The following is a 15339-nucleotide window of genomic DNA, read 5'->3' as shown; positions in this document are numbered from 1 at the left end:
TCATTGGTTCACGAAAGGTGGCGAGCGAGCGCCCAACGGTAGCCGTCCAGATCTTCGACCTGGGCGAACCGGTCGCCCCAGAACTGATCCTGCGGCTCGCTCAGCGATTTTGCACCGGCGGCTAGCGCGCGTGCGTAAACCGCGTCGACATCGTCGACATAGACATAGAAGGATTGCGGCGCAATTGCGCCCGCGCTTTTCGGGGTTTTCGCCGCCGAGCCGAACGCGCCTTCCGGCGCGAACATCACGATCAACTGTCCTTGATAAGTCATTTCGACATGCATGACGACCCCGTCGTCCTGCACGCTGTCACGGACCTCGAAACCAAAAGCGGCCTCGAAGAAGGCAGTCGCGACACGCGCATCGCGCACCGTCAGATAGGGGGTCAACCAAGGCACACCGGCTGGGCGGGAGGCGGTCATGGAGTTCTCCGGATCTATGGGGTTTGCGAGACGCAGGCGAGGCAGGCAACCGCGATCGATACGCCGATTGCGCGTTGACTGAACCGTATATTGTGCCCGCGTGTTAGCACAACGGCTTTAGGAATCGACTTAGTTTATCCCGCGCTAACGACGATGCCGAAAAGAGGCCGGCGTGCAACGCCGGGGCATAGTGCTTGAGCGAGTCAATTTGCCGCGCTTCGAGGCGCTGTGCAAGCGTTTCGGAAGCGATGGCGGCCGGGTCGAGCGCGTCGCTGGCGGTCGCCATCATCCACAGCGAGCCGTAGAGCGGAACGAAGGTGTTCATCGTGCGCACGACGGCGAACGTGGTCCGAAAGCCGTCGAGCACGCCCGCGACACGCCGCGGATGAAAGTAGGGCGAGCCGAGGTGTACGGAGAGCACGGCGGTCGGGCTCATTATCCGCTTGAGGTGTGCGTAGAAATCGGGTGTATAGAGCCCGGCGGCGGGCGAATCGGGCGGAGTAAGGTCGAATACGACGAGATCGAACCGCGCCGTTGCCGTTGCCGCCACGTAATGCGCGGCGTCGCCGATGACCAGTTCGACGCGCGGATCGTCGAAAGCCCCGCCTTCCACCTGTGGCAGATGTTCGCGCGTCAGGCGTACTACCTCCTCATCGAGCTCCGCGACCACGATCCGCTCGATGCTCGGGTGCCTGAGCAGTTGCCGCGCGGCGCCGCCATCGCCGCCGCCCAGCACCAGCGCCGCTCGCGGCGACGGATGCGCCAGCGCGGCCGGATGCACCATGCATTCGTGATAGATGAACTCGTCGCCGGTCGAAGTCATCGGGCGGCCGTCGAGCGTGAAGAGCCGGCCGAGCTGCGGCGTGTCCCACACCTCGATGCGCTGATAAGGCGAATCGACGCGCGCAACCAGTTTCGCGTTCGGAAAACCGTACACGGCGTCGGGACTCGGGTGGAACAGCAAGAGAGTGCTCACGGGATGACGGGCTCTGTCCGGAGCGCGGCGAATTCAGGTTGCATAATTGTAAAGGACCACGCGCCGCGCGGCGTTGCAGGGCGCGGGGGCCGCACGGACGGGCGGCTCTCCGCGCAGGGCGGGTCTAACGTTCTGTTAGAATGTGACGCTTTCAGCCTTGTCCGTTTGCTCTGCCCGTTTCGCGTCTCCCGGCGCCGCACCGTGCGCCGAGGCGGACTGGCCGCCGAGCTTCCGGGCCTCAAGCGCGCACCGCCTTTTGACTCTGTCTCCGGACTCGACATGACGACCCCGTCTCCCGCACCCACTTCCTTGATGGCCAACGCAATCCGCGCGTTGTCCATGGACGCCGTTCAGCAAGCGAATTCCGGTCACCCCGGCATGCCGATGGGCATGGCCGAAATCGGTGTGGCTTTGTGGTCGCGCCATCTGCGCCATAACCCGAAGAACCCGCAATGGGCCGATCGCGACCGTTTCGTGCTGTCGAACGGCCATGGCTCCATGCTGCTGTACTCGCTGCTGCACCTCACCGGCTACGATCTGCCGATCGAGGAGCTGAAGAACTTCCGCCAGATGCATTCCAAGACGCCGGGCCATCCGGAATACGGCATTACGCCGGGCGTCGAAACCACCACCGGCCCGCTCGGCCAGGGATTGGCGAACGCCGTCGGCATGGCGCTCGCGGAGTCGCTGCTCGCCACTGAATTCAACAAGCCCGACGCGAAGATCGTCGACCACCACACGTATGTGTTCGTCGGCGACGGTTGCCTGATGGAAGGCATTTCGCACGAGGCCTGTTCGCTTGCCGGCGTGCTGAAGCTGAACAAGCTGATCGCTTTCTACGACGACAACGGCATCTCGATCGACGGCGAAGTGGTGCACTGGTTCCACGACGACACGCCGAAGCGCTTCGAAGCCTACGGCTGGAACGTGATCCCGAACGTGGTCGGCCACGACGTCGACGCGGTGGACGCGGCGATCAAGCAAGCGAAGCAATCGGACAAGCCCACGCTGATCTGCTGCAAGACCGTGATCGGCGAAGGCGCGCCGACCAAGGCCGGCAGCCACGACTCGCACGGCGCGCCGCTCGGCGACAAGGAAATCGCGGCGACGCGTGAAGCGATCGGCTGGAAGTGGGAGCCGTTCGTGATCCCGCAGGAAGTGTATGCGGCGTGGGACGCAAAGGAGGGCGGCGCGCGTCTCGAGTCCGACTGGGATAAGGCATTCGCTGCTTACCAGGCAAAATATCCGCGGGAAGCCGCCGAATTTTCGCGCCGCATGGCCAAGCAGTTGCCGGCCGACTGGGCGGACAAGGCGAAGGCGATCATCGCCGGCGCGAACGAACGCGCGGAAACCGTCGCGACGCGCAAGGCATCGCAGCAGGCCATCGAAGGTTTGTCGGCCGTGCTGCCGGAACTGCTCGGCGGCTCCGCCGACCTGACCGGTTCGAACCTGACCAACTGGAAGGCCGCCAAGCCCGTGCGGGTGAACCCGGAAGGCCTGGCAGCCGGCAACTACGTGAACTACGGCGTGCGCGAGTTCGGCATGAGCGCCGCGATCAACGGCGTGGCGCTGCATGGCGGCTTCAAGGCCTTCGGCGGCACGTTCCTGACGTTCTCTGACTACAGCCGCAACGCGTTGCGCGTCGCCGCGCTGATGAAAGCGCCGTCGATCTTCGTATTCACGCACGACTCGATCGGTCTGGGCGAGGACGGTCCGACGCACCAGTCGATCGAACACGTCGCGAGCCTGCGACTGATTCCGCATCTGCAAGTGTGGCGGCCGGCCGACACCGTCGAAACGGCCGTGGCCTGGACCCACGCGGTGGAACATCACGGTCCGTCGTGCCTGATTTTCAGCCGTCAAAACCTGCCGTTCTCCGAGCGCACCGACGCGCAGATCGCCAACATCGAAAAGGGTGGTTATGTGCTGCGCGACTGGAATGACGAGATCGTCGCGCGCAAGGTCATCCTGATCGCGACCGGTTCGGAAGTGGAACTGGCGTTGAAGGCAATCGAGCCGCTCGCGCGCGAAGGTATCGCGGCGCGCGTCGTGTCGATGCCGTCGACCACTGTGTTCGACAAGCAGGACGCCGAATACCGCGAGCGCGTGCTGCCGAAGGGCGTGCGCCGTGTCGCGATCGAAGCAGGCGTGACGGATTTCTGGCGCAAGTACGTGGGTCTGGAGGGCGGCGTGGTCGGCATCGACACGTTCGGCGAATCAGCCCCCGCTGGCGTGCTGTTCAAGCATTTCGGCTTCACCGTCGAGCATGTTGTGGAGACGGCTAAAGCCGCACTCGGCTGATCTTCCGCAAGCGTTGCCATCTGCGTGCGAACGCGCGGCAACGCTGCCGGTCAGACGAACATGAACGTATTTTTTCAGCCATCAGGAGATAGACCATGACGATTCGCGTCGCAATCAACGGCTACGGCCGGATCGGCCGCAACACGTTGCGCGCCTTCTATGAAAACGGCAAGAAGCACGATATCGAAATCGTCGCCATCAACGATCTCGGCGATGCCAAGACCAATGCTCACCTGACGCAATACGACACCGCGCACGGCAAGTTCCCCGGCGAAGTGTCGGTGGACGGCGACTACCTCGTCGTCAACGGCGACAAGATCCGCGTGCTGGCCAACCGCAATCCGGCGGAACTGCCGTGGGGCGAGTTGAACGTCGACGTCGTGATGGAATGCACGGGCTTTTTCACGACCAAGGAAAAGGCGAGCGCGCACATCAAGGCTGGCGCAAAGAAAGTGATCATCTCCGCGCCGGGCGGCAAGGACGTCGACGCAACGATCGTCTACGGCGTGAATCACAACGTGTTGAAGGCATCGGACACGGTGATCTCGAACGCATCGTGCACGACCAACTGCCTCGCGCCGCTCGTCAAGCCGCTGAACGACAAGATCGGCCTCGTGAACGGTCTGATGACCACGATCCACGCATACACGAACGACCAGGTTCTGACGGACGTGTACCACGAAGACCTGCGCCGCGCGCGCTCGGCCACGCATAGCCAGATCCCGACCAAGACCGGCGCCGCGTCGGCGGTCGGCCTGGTGCTGCCGGAACTGAACGGCAAGCTGGACGGCTACGCGATTCGCGTGCCGACGATCAACGTGTCGGTTGTCGATCTGTCTTTCATCGCCGCGCGCGACACGACGGTGGATGAAGTCAACAAGATCATGAAGGAAGCTTCGGAAGGCGCGCTGAAGGGCATTCTCGGCTACAACGACGCGCCGCTGGTGTCGATCGACTTCAACCACAACCCGGCTTCGTCGACGTTCGACGCGACGCTGACCAAGGTGTCGGGCCGCCTGGTGAAGGTGTCGAGCTGGTACGACAACGAGTGGGGCTTCTCCAACCGCATGCTGGACACGGCGGTGGCGCTGGCCAACGCGAAGTAAGTCGTCTGCTTCGTTTGCCCCGCGGTGTTGTTTGACGGCAGGCGAAGGGAGAAAAAAACCGCTCCTCGGAGCGGTTTTTTTACGTCCGCGGCGTCGGGAAATAGACGCCGGCCCGCTGCGCGGCGTTGGAGATATGAGTTTCGATCGCCTTGCCCGCCGCTGCCGAGTCGCGCGCCGTGAGCGCATCCAGAATCGCGCGATGTTCGTTGTAGGTGGACAGCACCAGTTCGCGCCGATAGAACGGCAGACGCTGGCTTTCCTTCATGATGTCGGCGCTGCTGCTGAGGATCGATTCGATCGCCGCGTTGCCGGCAATGCCCACCATCCGCATGTGGAAGTCGTAGTCGAGGCGTGCGGCTTCGTCGAGTTCTTCGCAGGCGAGCGCTGTTTGCATGGCCGCGATATTGTCCTCGAACCACACGAGGTCGGATTCGCTGACGGCGAGCGCTGCCATGCGTGCGACAAAACCCTCCAACGCAAAGCGCACCTGATAGGTATCCGGCAGCGACGATTGGTTTGCGAAGCGCCAGGACTGCGCGGCCTTGGCTTGCGAACTTTCCACATACACGCCCTTGCCGGGCCGTATCACCAGCAGACCGAGCGCTTCCAGCGTGGAAAGCGCCTCTCTTAGCGACGCGCGGCTGATCGTCAGTTCCTCGGAGAGCTGACGCTGCGCCGGCAGCAAACTTCCCACCGGATAGACCCCCGCCTCGATCCGCTCGCGGATGGTCGCGATGGCGGCGTCTGTGACGGTGTGCGGGACGTTCTTCATCGTGGCTCACTTGTGAATGCGGTCTGACCAGCATTGTAATACGTGTCCCGAACGCCGTGCGATCAAGCGCCATCGGCATATCCGCCGAACCTTGGCAGTTAGGGAAAAGAGCGGGTAAACACTGTTTTTGTAATCCTTGACGCCAGTATATCGGCTTCCTACTATTCGCCATAACAGCACTGGTCGGACCAGTCTGAACTGAGTGAACCGCAACCAGGAGGAAGCCGTGTTGAAATTCTTCAATTCGCTGTTTGGCCGGGTCGTCATTGCGCTGCTGGCCGGCATCGTGATCGGCGCGGTGTTCCCGCACTTCGCCCAATCGCTGCGCCCGCTCGGCGACGGCTTCCTGAAGCTGATCAAGATGGTGATCGGACCAATCGTCTTTTGCGTCGTGGTCAGCGGCATGGCGCATGCCGGCGATCTGCGCAAGGTCGGGCGCGTCGGCCTGAAGGCGGTGATCTACTTCGAGGTGATGACGACGATCGCGCTCGTGATCGGCGCCGTGCTGGCCCATGTCACGCGACCGGGCGTCGGCATGAACATCGATCTGCATTCGCTCGATCCGGCTTCGCTGTCGACATACGCCGAGCACGCGAAGAGCCTCAAGGACACGGCGGGCTTTCTGCTGAAGATCATCCCCGACACGGCGATGAACGCGTTCGCGACCGGCGACATCCTGCAAATCCTCGTGTTTTCGGTGCTGTTCGGCTCGGCGCTGTCTCTGCTCGGCACCAAGGCGCAGCGTGTGAGCGGCCTGATCGACGAACTCGCCCAGGTGTTCTTCCGGGTGATGAGCTTCATCATCAAGCTGGCGCCGCTCGGTGTGCTCGGCGCGATCGCGTTCACCACCGGCAAGTACGGCGTCGACTCGCTCAAGCAACTCGGCATGCTGGTGCTCGTGTTCTACGCGAGCTGCATTGTGTTCGTGGTCGTGGTGCTGGGCGTGGTGATGCGGCTGGCCGGCTTCAACGTTTTCAAGCTGATCCGCTATCTGCGCGAGGAACTGTCGATCGTGCTCGGCACGGCGTCGTCCGATGCGGTGTTGCCGCAGGTCATGCGCAAGCTCGAATGGATGGGCGTGAAGGATTCGACGGTCGGTCTCGTGATTCCGACCGGCTACTCGTTCAATCTCGACGGTTTCTCCATTTATCTGACCCTGGCTGTGATTTTCATCGCGCAGGCCACCAACACGCCGCTGTCCACGCACGACCTCATCGTGGTGGTGCTGGTATCGCTGGTGACGTCGAAGGGCGCGCACGGCATTCCGGGCTCGGCCATCGTGATTCTGGCCGCGACGTTGTCCGCCATTCCGGCGATTCCCGTCCTCGGCCTCGTGCTGATCCTGCCGGTCGACTGGTTCGTCGGCATTGCCCGCGCGCTGACCAACCTGATCGGCAATTGCGTGGCGACGGTGGTCGTCGCGGTGTGGGAAAACGATATCGACCGGGCGCGCGCGCATCGCGTGCTGAATCGCGACGCGGCGTTGCGCTACGTCCCGACTGGCGAGGGCATGGACCCCGAGTCTGCCGCCGGCGAACACGCGCCAGCCGTCTGATATCCCGAATCGTCTGACCGACCAGCGCGCCAACGCAGCGCGTTTTTCCGCGCCGGCGGATGCTCCGAAATCCGCTGGCGCTCCTTCACTTTTCGTCGCCTACCGAGACTATGGCCAATCCGATCCTCGACCCGAACGCGCCTGCCTTCACCCGCCGCTATATGAACCTCGCCGACCCGCGTCTGGGCGCGAAAGCGCTCCACGCCAGCGACGAATTCTTCGCGCCGAAAGAACGCATGCTCGACCCGCAGCCCGCAGTGTTCATTCCCGGCAAATACGACGACCACGGCAAGTGGATGGACGGCTGGGAAACTCGTCGCAAGCGCACGACCGGTCACGACTATTGCGTGATCCGGCTCGCGCGGGCGGGCGTCGTGCACGGCGTCGATCTGGATACGAGCCACTTCACCGGCAATTTTCCGCCGGCGGCGTCGATCGACGCCTGCCATGTGGACAGCGACGTGCCGCCGGGCAACGCCGACTGGCAAACGCTCGTGCCGCCGACCACGCTGCAGGGCAACCAACACCACTACGTCGAAGTGAACGACGCGCGCGCCTTCACGCATCTGCGCGTGAATCTGTATCCGGACGGCGGCCTCGCGCGCCTGCGCGTGTACGGCCAGCCGAAGCGCGACTGGGCGCGCGTGGAGCGCGGCGCGCTGCTGGACCTCGCGGCGATCGAGAACGGCGCGTATCTGGTCGCGGCGAATAACCAGCATTTCGGTCCAGCCTCGCAGATGCTGATGCCGGGCCGCGGCGTCAACATGGGCGACGGCTGGGAGACGCGGCGGCGCCGCGAGCCGGGCACCGACTGGGCGATCGTCGCGCTGGCGCGGCCGGGCGTGATCCGCAAGATCGAGGTGGACACCGCGCACTTCAAGGGCAATTTTCCCGACCGCTGTTCGCTGCAAGCCGCTCGCGTGACGGGCGGCACGGACGAATCGCTCGTCACGCAAGCGATGTTCTGGCCCGAACTGCTCGCCGAGCAGAAGCTGCAAATGGACCACGTGCACACGTTCGCGGACGGCATCGCATCGCTCGGACCTGTCACGCACGTGCGTTTCAATATCTTTCCGGACGGTGGCGTGTCGCGCCTGTGCCTGTGGGGCGACCTCGCATAACGGAGCCGCGTCGATGAAGACATTGCAGATGGAGCGCCTGACGCGAGCCGCCTTCGCGCCATTCGGCGACGTGATCGAGCTGGACGGCGCGCGCCATTTCGCGATCAACGGCGGCACGACCGAGCGCTATCACGACCTCGCCGACGTCGATGTGACGGAGCAGGGCGGCCGGCCGCTGATCAACCTGTTTCGCGCGCAACCGCGTCCGTTGCCGGTCGACATCACGATGATGGAGCGGCACCCGCTCGGCAGCCAGGCGTTCATTCCCTTGACGGCGCGCCGCTATCTGGTGGTGGTCGCGCCGGCGGGCGAGTTCGATCCGGCGCGGATGCGCGCATTCTGGAGCGACGGCTGGCAGGGCGTGAACTACACGAAAGGCGTTTGGCACCATCCGCTGCTGGCGCTCGACGAGATGAGCGATTTCGTGGTGGTCGATCGCGGCGGCGAGCAGCCCAACTGCGACGAACTGACGTTGGAAGAGCCGTGGCGGCTGATGTTCGAAGCAGGCGCCGAACTGTCGGTATAGAGCTGCTCACCGAAGCCGGCCGCCGCGCCCCAAACGCAAAAAGACCCGCCCGATTCACACCGGGCGGGTCTTTTTTCCACCGGACCGCGCACCCCGACGCGGCCCGGATCGCATCAATGCTTGCGATGCGGGCAATTCTCCTTGGTGCACGCGCCGTACAACGCCAACGCGTGCTCCTGCAGCTTGAAGCCGCGTTCCTTCGCGATGGATTGCTGACGGTTCTCGATTTCGGAGTCGAAAAATTCCTCGACGAGCCCGCAATCGAGGCACACGAGATGGTCGTGGTGCGATCCTTCGTTCAATTCGAACACCGCCTTGCCCGATTCGAAATTGCTGCGCGACAGCAAGCCCGCCTGTTCGAATTGCGTGAGGACCCGATAGACGGTGGCAAGGCCGATATCGAGTTCCTCGTGCAACAGGTTGCGGTAGACGTCTTCGGCGGTCAGGTGGCGCACCGGGCTGTGCTGGAAAATCTCAAGGATTTTGAGGCGCGGAAGGGTCGCCTTGAGCCCGATATTCTTGAGATCGGTTGGATTGGTCATGGCAAGGGATCCCTAGAGTACAATGCTGGGCTCTCATAGTAATGTGTTTTTGCCGTTCTGGTCATCTTCGATGGAATGAAACTCGCGCGGCTCGTCAGCGGGCCCGCACGGTGAGTGAAATGATTTCAAAATCTCAATTGATCTACCGGGGGAGCCGCATGCGGGGTACCTTGATCGCTGTTGCGACTGTCGCGGTTCTTGCCGGATGTTCCACTTACGACAGTCTGACGCAGCGCATTGCGCAAAGCATTACCCCGTATCGCATCACGGTGGTGCAAGGCAATTTTGTCTCGAAAGAAGCCGCTTCGCAGATGCAGGTCGGCATGTCCCGCGCGCAGGTGCGGCAGATTCTCGGCACGCCCCTCCTGGCCGACATGTTCCACGCGGATCGTTGGGACTACGTGTTCTATTTCAAGCGCGGTTCGACGAACGTCGTGCAGCAGCGCGACTTCGTGGTCATGTTCGCGGGCGACCGCGTCGCCAGTTGGTCGGGCGGCGAGGACCTGCCGTCCAACCTCGAATTGCTGGCTGAGATCGACGGCGACAGGCGCGGCAAAAAGGCCGCTGCGCCGAACGTAGCCAGCAGTGCCGGCGGCGCGAGCGCGCCGGTGGCGGCCGCAGCGGCGCCGATCGCGGTGGACACGGTGCGTTCGCCGTCTGTCGAGGGTGCTGCGGCGGTAACCGCACCGTCCACGGACGCCAATGCGGAAGCCGCGCAAGCGGCCAATCGTGCGACCAATGCGGTGCAATCGCCGTCCGGCAATACGCGGTCTTCCGTGCGCTCCACCGCGCCGACCCCGAACGCCGGCGGCGTACCGCCACAGGGCCCGACGGCCCCGGGTCAGCCGCAGTTCCAGTTCCACCGTCCGCCGCCTCCGCAGGCGCAGGGCGCGCAGAGCAATCCGGTGGGACCGACTGGCTCGCAAACGGGCAACAGCGCGCCGCTGACTACTCCGTCGACTTCGGGAACGAGCGAGTAACCAGGCGGTCGGTGTTTTAAGATGACTACGGCGCGGGCGTGGCGAACGCGTGCCGCGTCACGGCAAGGGCGCCCTGCGTGGCGCCCGCCAGATTTTCCGCTTTCCCATGATGCGCGGCGCCGGTGCGTGCTGCCCGGCGCCGCTTTCTCCCGCACTTGCCGGGTTTTGCCTTTTCGAACCCTCGTAGCCATGAAAATTGCCATTGCTGGCGCATCGGGCCGTATGGGCCGCATGCTCATCGAAACCGTCCTTAACGATCCTGAAGTCACGCTCTCGGGCGCGCTCGACCGTGCGGGCTCCCCGCAACTCGGTCAGGACGCCGGCGCGTTGGTCGGCAAACAGACGGGCGTCGCGCTCAGCGACGACATCGAAAGCGTATTCGCCAAATCCGACTACCTGATCGACTTCACGCGTCCCGAAGGCACGCTGGTCCATCTCGAAGCGGCGCAGCGCCACAACGTGAAAATGGTGATCGGCACGACCGGGTTCGACAACGAGCAGAAAGCGCAATTGCGCGCCGCGGCGGACAAGATCGCCATCATGTTCGCGTCGAACATGAGCGTCGGCGTGAACGTCACGCTGAAGTTGCTCGAATACGCCGCCAGGCATTTCGCGACCGGCTACGACATCGAAATCATCGAGGCGCATCACCGTCACAAGGTCGACGCGCCGTCGGGCACGGCGCTGACCATGGGCGAAGTGATCGCCAACGCGCTCGGCCGCAATCTCGACGACTGCGCGGTGTACGGCCGCGAAGGCGTGACCGGCGAACGCGATCCGTCCACCATCGGCTTCTCGGCGATTCGCGGCGGCGACATTGTCGGCGACCATACGGTGTTGTTCGCGGGCATCGGCGAGCGCATCGAAATCACGCACAAATCGGCGAGCCGTTTGTCGTATGCACAAGGCGCGCTTCGTGCCGTGCGTTTTCTCGAAGGCCACAAAACCGGTTTCTTCGACATGCAGGACGTGCTCGGCCTGCGTTGAGCGTCTGTCCGGGCGCGCCGGACCGCGGCGCCCGTTCGCGTCCCTCGAATCACTTTCCACGGCGAGGTCAGATGGCAGGCAGCAGCGGCATCATTCATTACCTGCAAACCAGTGACGCGATCACGCATGGCGTCGCTTATGTGCTGCTGGCCATGTCGATTGCGAGCTGGTGTTTTCTGATCGTCAAGAGCTGGATTCTCACCCGCGCGAAACGGCAGGCGGCGCGCGCCATCGCGCAATTCTGGCAGGCGCCCACGCTCTCCGAGGGTGTCGCGGCGTTGAAGCGCGTGGACCGTGAGCGTGTCTTCACGCCGCTCGCCGAGGCGGCCCTGCATGCGTCCGAAGTGGACATTCCGGGTGCGCTGCTCGCCCGCGTCGAGCGCGGCGAACGGGTGCTGCGGGCGTTGCGCCAGGCGCTCAATGCGTCGCAGCGGCGGCTCGAATTCGGTCAGGTGCTATTGGCCTCGGTGGGCAGCACGGCGCCCTTCGTCGGCCTCCTTGGCACCGTCTGGGGTATCTATCACGCGCTCGGCAGCATTGCGGCGAGCGGCCAGGCGCAAATCGAGAACGTCGCCGGTCCGGTGGGCGAGGCGCTCATCATGACCGCGTTCGGCCTCGTGGTCGCGATTCCCGCCGTGCTTGCGTATAACGTGCTCGGGCGTCTCGTGCGGCAATTGTCGGAGGAACTCGACGGCTTCGCGCACGATCTGCACGCATACGTGTGCGCGCCCGCCGAGCAGGCCCACACCGCGCCGCGGGCCCGGCAGGCTCCGACTCACTAAGCGCGTTGCTCACACGAAAGAGGCGACATGGCATTCGGCGGACTCGAGAAAAAGCAGACGGCCGCGCCGATGGCCGAGATCAACATGACGCCGCTGATCGACGTGATGCTGGTGTTGCTGGTGATTTTTATCATTACCGCGCCTTTATTCACGCACGCAATCCGCCTCGATTTGCCGAAAGTGGCGGCGGCGCCCGCGCGGCAAACGCCGCAAACCATTTCCCTTTCCATCGACGCCGCCGGCAAGCTCTATTGGGACGGCAACGTCATCACGCTCGAGCAGATGCGCGCGCGGTTCGCGCAAGCGGGCAAACAGCCGGAGCAGCCGGAGATTCAACTGCGCGCCGAGCGCTCCACGCGTTACGAGGTGATCGCGCAGGTCATGGGCGCGGCGCAGCAGGCCGGGGTCGAGCGGATCGGCTTCGTGACGGACCCGCCGCCGCCTGGCGCGAGCCGCTAGCCAGCTAGCCATACCGCGCGGCGCACCCGTCCGCGAACGGTATAATCAGCCCTTTCCCCCGCCGAAGGGGAAACGACGCCATTTCATCCAGCAGAGCACCAAGCGGCCGGTGCGAAAGCACCGAACCCAGCGACACCATCACACCATGCACGAAAAATACGTTCCCTCCGACGTCGAATCCGCCGCGCAAGGGCAATGGCGCGCGATCGACGCGTACAAGACGACGGAAACCACCAGCAAGCCCAAGTTCTATTGCGTCTCGATGCTGCCGTACCCGTCGGGCAAGCTGCACATGGGGCACGTGCGCAACTACACGATCAACGACGTGATGTACCGCTATTTGCGGATGAACGGCTACAACGTGCTGATGCCGATGGGTTGGGACGCGTTCGGCATGCCGGCGGAAAACGCCGCGATGGCCAACAACGTGCCGCCCGCCAAGTGGACCTACGACAACATCGCTTACATGAAGAAGCAGATGCAGTCGATGGGCCTCGCAATCGACTGGTCGCGTGAAGTCGCCACGTGCAGCCCCGATTACTACAAGTGGAATCAGTGGCTGTTCCTGAAGATGCTCGAAAAGGGCATCGCGTACAAGAAAACCGGCACCGTCAACTGGGACCCGGTCGATCAGACCGTGCTCGCCAACGAGCAGGTGATCGACGGACGCGGCTGGCGTTCGGGCGCGCTGGTCGAAAAGCGCGAAATCCCGATGTACTACCTGCGCATCACCGATTACGCGGATGAACTGCTGAACGACCTCGAAGGCCTCGGCTGGCCCGAGCGCGTGAAGATCATGCAGCAGAACTGGATCGGCAAGAGCTTCGGCGTGAACTTCGGCTTCCCGTATGAAATCGACGGCGAACAGAAGCTGCTGCGTGTGTTCACCACGCGCGCCGACACGATCATGGGCGTGACTTTCGCCGCGATCGCCGCCGAGCATCCGCTCGCCACGCGTCTCGCGCAAGACAAGCCGGAACTGCAAGCCTTCATCGAGGAGTGCAAGCGTGGCGGCGTGGCTGAAGCCGACGTCGCGACGATGGAAAAGAAGGGCATGGCCACCGGCTTTTACGTCACGCATCCGCTGACGCACGAACAGGTCGAAGTGTGGATCGGCAACTACGTGCTGATGAGCTACGGCGAAGGCGCTGTGATGGGCGTGCCGGCGCACGACGAGCGCGACTTCGCGTTCGTGAAGAAATACGGTCTGCCGGTCAAGCAGGTGGTGGCTGTCGAAGGCAAGGCATTCTCGACGGACGCCTGGCAAGAATGGTACGGCGATAAAACCGGCACGCTGGTCAACAGCGGCAAGTACGACGGCCTCGACTACGAGCAGGCGGTCGATGCGATCGCCGCCGATCTGAAGCAGCTCGGCCTCGGCGACAAGCAGATCACGTGGCGCCTGCGCGATTGGGGCGTGTCGCGCCAGCGTTACTGGGGCACGCCGATTCCGATCATCCACTGCCCGACTTGCGGCGACGTGCCGGTGCCGGAACAAGACTTGCCGGTGGTGTTGCCGGAAGACCTCGTGCCGGACGGCACGGGCAACCCGCTCGCCAAGTCGGAGGCATTCGTGAATTGCACGTGCCCGACCTGCGGCGGCGCGGCGCGGCGCGAAACCGACACGATGGACACGTTCGTCGATTCGGCCTGGTACTTCTACCGTTATGCGGCGCCGGACGCGAGGACCATGGTCGACGAGCGCACCGATTACTGGGCGCCGATGGACCAGTACATCGGCGGGATCGAGCACGCGATTCTGCACCTTTTGTACTCGCGCTTCTGGGCGAAGGTGATGCGCGACATGGGCCTGGTCAAGTTCGGCGAGCCGGCCAAAAATCTGCTCACGCAGGGCATGGTGCTCAACGAAACCTACTACCGCGAAAACGAAGCGGGCAAGAAAACCTGGTACAACCCGGCCGAGGTCACCGTTTCGTTCGACGACAAGGGCCGCCCGGTCGGCGCCGTGCTGAACGCGGACGGTCAGCCGGTGGTGCTCGGCGGCGTCGAGAAGATGTCGAAGTCGAAGAACAACGGCGTCGATCCGCAATTGCTGATCGATCAGCACGGCGCGGACACCGCGCGTCTGTTCGTGATGTTCGCGGCACCGCCCGAGCAGCAGCTGGAATGGTCCGGTTCGGGCGTGGAAGGCGCGAGCCGTTTCCTGCGCCGCGTGTGGAGTTTCGGCCACGCGAACGAGGCAGCGTTGCGCGCGGGCGGCAAGTTCGACGCCGCGCAACTCGGCGAGACCGACAAGGCGCTGCGCCGCGAGATTTATAGCGTGCTGAAGCAGGCCGACTTCGACTACCAGCGCTTGCAGTACAACACGGTCGTATCGGCGGCGATGAAGATGCTCAACGCGCTCGACGGTGCGAAGAGCGCCCTGCCGGGCGTGCTGCGCGAAACCTACGGCGTGATGCTGCGCGTGCTGTATCCGGTCGTGCCGCACCTCACGTTCCAGTTGTGGCGCGAACTCGGTTACGCCGACGAATTCGGCTCGCTGCTCGACGCGCCGTGGCCGAAGGTCGACGAGAAGGCGCTGGAGCAGGCCGAGATCGAACTCGTGCTGCAGGTGAACGGCAAGGTGCGCGGCGCGCTGACGGTGGCGAAAGACGCCTCGCGTGAAGCGGTCGAACAACTCGCGGTCGCTCACGAGATGGTCGCGAAGTTCAGCGAAGGCAAGGCGCCGAAGAAAATCGTCGTGGTGCCGGGCCGCCTCGTGAACGTCGTCGTTTGAGCGCCTCCAGGGAAACTTCGCGCGGAGCGGAAAACCTTGGGGCGGCCCGGCGTTTTCTCGTGAAGATCCATCA

Annotated in this window: 14 protein-coding genes; 10 read left to right on the top strand and 4 right to left on the bottom strand. The window is 63.8% G+C overall.

The annotated features are described in order from the left end of the window. Window positions 1–8: 8 nt before the first annotated feature. Together ACTJLC_RS03585 and speE are read right to left on the bottom strand one after the other, a co-directional pair. Window positions 9–422 carry a VOC family protein gene (locus tag ACTJLC_RS03585; RefSeq protein ID WP_073429130.1) on the bottom strand — a complete coding sequence of 138 codons (414 nt, stop codon included), beginning with the start codon at window positions 420–422 and terminating at the stop codon, window positions 9–11. A gap of 103 nt (window positions 423–525) precedes the next feature. Continuing rightward, on the bottom strand, window positions 526–1398 hold the full coding sequence (speE, locus tag ACTJLC_RS03580) for a polyamine aminopropyltransferase (protein WP_440843256.1): 873 nt from the start codon (window positions 1396–1398) through the stop codon (window positions 526–528). Between the two features lie 279 nt (window positions 1399–1677). On the opposite strand from speE, the gene tkt reads away from it, so the two are divergent. Together tkt and gap are read left to right on the top strand one after the other, a co-directional pair. Further along, entirely contained in the window at window positions 1678–3699 is a 2022-nt protein-coding gene (gene tkt, locus ACTJLC_RS03575; protein ID WP_154874302.1) for a transketolase, read from the top strand. A 95-nt stretch (window positions 3700–3794) separates the two neighbouring features. Continuing rightward, a complete protein-coding gene (gene gap / locus ACTJLC_RS03570; RefSeq protein ID WP_440843255.1) occupies window positions 3795–4805 on the top strand; it encodes a type I glyceraldehyde-3-phosphate dehydrogenase in 1011 nt (336 codons plus the stop codon). Between the two features lie 79 nt (window positions 4806–4884). Here the strand turns inward: gap and ACTJLC_RS03565 are convergent, their stop codons facing one another. Beyond that, window positions 4885–5577, bottom strand: coding sequence for a FadR/GntR family transcriptional regulator (locus ACTJLC_RS03565; protein ID WP_083083129.1), 693 nt, complete (start codon window positions 5575–5577; stop codon window positions 4885–4887). A gap of 226 nt (window positions 5578–5803) precedes the next feature. Between ACTJLC_RS03565 and ACTJLC_RS03560 the strand changes: the two genes are divergently transcribed. The 3 genes from ACTJLC_RS03560 (at window position 5804) to ACTJLC_RS03550 (ending at window position 8779) form a co-directional block, all read left to right on the top strand. Beyond that, on the top strand, window positions 5804–7132 hold the full coding sequence (locus ACTJLC_RS03560; RefSeq protein WP_310131686.1) for a C4-dicarboxylate transporter DctA: 1329 nt from the start codon (window positions 5804–5806) through the stop codon (window positions 7130–7132). Window positions 7133–7242: 110 nt separating this feature from the next. Further along, on the top strand, window positions 7243–8253 hold the full coding sequence (gene alc, locus ACTJLC_RS03555; protein ID WP_310131691.1) for an allantoicase: 1011 nt from the start codon (window positions 7243–7245) through the stop codon (window positions 8251–8253). Window positions 8254–8266: 13 nt separating this feature from the next. Next, window positions 8267–8779, top strand: coding sequence for an ureidoglycolate lyase (locus ACTJLC_RS03550; RefSeq protein WP_310131694.1), 513 nt, complete (start codon window positions 8267–8269; stop codon window positions 8777–8779). A gap of 113 nt (window positions 8780–8892) precedes the next feature. Here ACTJLC_RS03550 and fur read toward each other — a convergent pair whose 3' ends face one another. Then, window positions 8893–9321, bottom strand: coding sequence for a ferric iron uptake transcriptional regulator (fur, locus tag ACTJLC_RS03545; protein ID WP_006051897.1), 429 nt, complete (start codon window positions 9319–9321; stop codon window positions 8893–8895). 158 nt (window positions 9322–9479) lie between these two features. On the opposite strand from fur, the gene bamE reads away from it, so the two are divergent. The 5 genes from bamE to leuS all read left to right on the top strand — a co-directional run bounded on the left by bamE (window position 9480) and on the right by leuS (window position 15266). Next, a complete protein-coding gene (bamE, locus tag ACTJLC_RS03540) occupies window positions 9480–10301 on the top strand; it encodes an outer membrane protein assembly factor BamE (RefSeq protein WP_073429123.1) in 822 nt (273 codons plus the stop codon). A gap of 189 nt (window positions 10302–10490) precedes the next feature. Beyond that, entirely contained in the window at window positions 10491–11288 is a 798-nt protein-coding gene (dapB, locus tag ACTJLC_RS03535; protein ID WP_310131698.1) for a 4-hydroxy-tetrahydrodipicolinate reductase, read from the top strand. 71 nt (window positions 11289–11359) lie between these two features. Further along, window positions 11360–12070 (top strand): MotA/TolQ/ExbB proton channel family protein, encoded by a 711-nt coding sequence (locus tag ACTJLC_RS03530; protein WP_310131701.1) that lies wholly within the window; start codon window positions 11360–11362, stop codon window positions 12068–12070. Between the two features lie 27 nt (window positions 12071–12097). After that, on the top strand, window positions 12098–12529 hold the full coding sequence (locus tag ACTJLC_RS03525) for an ExbD/TolR family protein (RefSeq protein ID WP_310131704.1): 432 nt from the start codon (window positions 12098–12100) through the stop codon (window positions 12527–12529). Between the two features lie 145 nt (window positions 12530–12674). After that, complete coding sequence (gene leuS / locus ACTJLC_RS03520) at window positions 12675–15266, top strand: leucine--tRNA ligase (RefSeq protein ID WP_310131706.1); 2592 nt, start codon at window positions 12675–12677, stop codon at window positions 15264–15266. The last annotated feature ends 73 nt before the right edge of the window (window positions 15267–15339 follow it).

Source organism: Paraburkholderia sp. 22099 (assembly GCF_052045835.1).
Classification (GTDB): Bacteria; Pseudomonadota; Gammaproteobacteria; order Burkholderiales; family Burkholderiaceae; genus Paraburkholderia; species Paraburkholderia terricola.
This window is presented reverse-complemented; position numbering and strand designations above follow the sequence as displayed.

What these genes read in the sequence shown, in the direction of transcription:
- ACTJLC_RS03585 (WP_073429130.1), bottom strand. Translation starts at nt 422, where the DNA reads ATGACCGCCTCCCGCCCAGCCGGTGTGCCTTGGTTGACCCCCTATCTG.
- ACTJLC_RS03530 (WP_310131701.1), top strand. Translation starts at nt 11,360, where the DNA reads ATGGCAGGCAGCAGCGGCATCATTCATTACCTGCAAACCAGTGACGCG.
- fur (WP_006051897.1), bottom strand. Translation starts at nt 9,321, where the DNA reads ATGACCAATCCAACCGATCTCAAGAATATCGGGCTCAAGGCGACCCTT.
- gap (WP_440843255.1), top strand. Translation starts at nt 3,795, where the DNA reads ATGACGATTCGCGTCGCAATCAACGGCTACGGCCGGATCGGCCGCAAC.
- leuS (WP_310131706.1), top strand. Translation starts at nt 12,675, where the DNA reads ATGCACGAAAAATACGTTCCCTCCGACGTCGAATCCGCCGCGCAAGGG.
- tkt (WP_154874302.1), top strand. Translation starts at nt 1,678, where the DNA reads ATGACGACCCCGTCTCCCGCACCCACTTCCTTGATGGCCAACGCAATC.
- alc (WP_310131691.1), top strand. Translation starts at nt 7,243, where the DNA reads ATGGCCAATCCGATCCTCGACCCGAACGCGCCTGCCTTCACCCGCCGC.
- ACTJLC_RS03550 (WP_310131694.1), top strand. Translation starts at nt 8,267, where the DNA reads ATGAAGACATTGCAGATGGAGCGCCTGACGCGAGCCGCCTTCGCGCCA.
- dapB (WP_310131698.1), top strand. Translation starts at nt 10,491, where the DNA reads ATGAAAATTGCCATTGCTGGCGCATCGGGCCGTATGGGCCGCATGCTC.
- ACTJLC_RS03565 (WP_083083129.1), bottom strand. Translation starts at nt 5,577, where the DNA reads ATGAAGAACGTCCCGCACACCGTCACAGACGCCGCCATCGCGACCATC.
- bamE (WP_073429123.1), top strand. Translation starts at nt 9,480, where the DNA reads ATGCGGGGTACCTTGATCGCTGTTGCGACTGTCGCGGTTCTTGCCGGA.
- ACTJLC_RS03525 (WP_310131704.1), top strand. Translation starts at nt 12,098, where the DNA reads ATGGCATTCGGCGGACTCGAGAAAAAGCAGACGGCCGCGCCGATGGCC.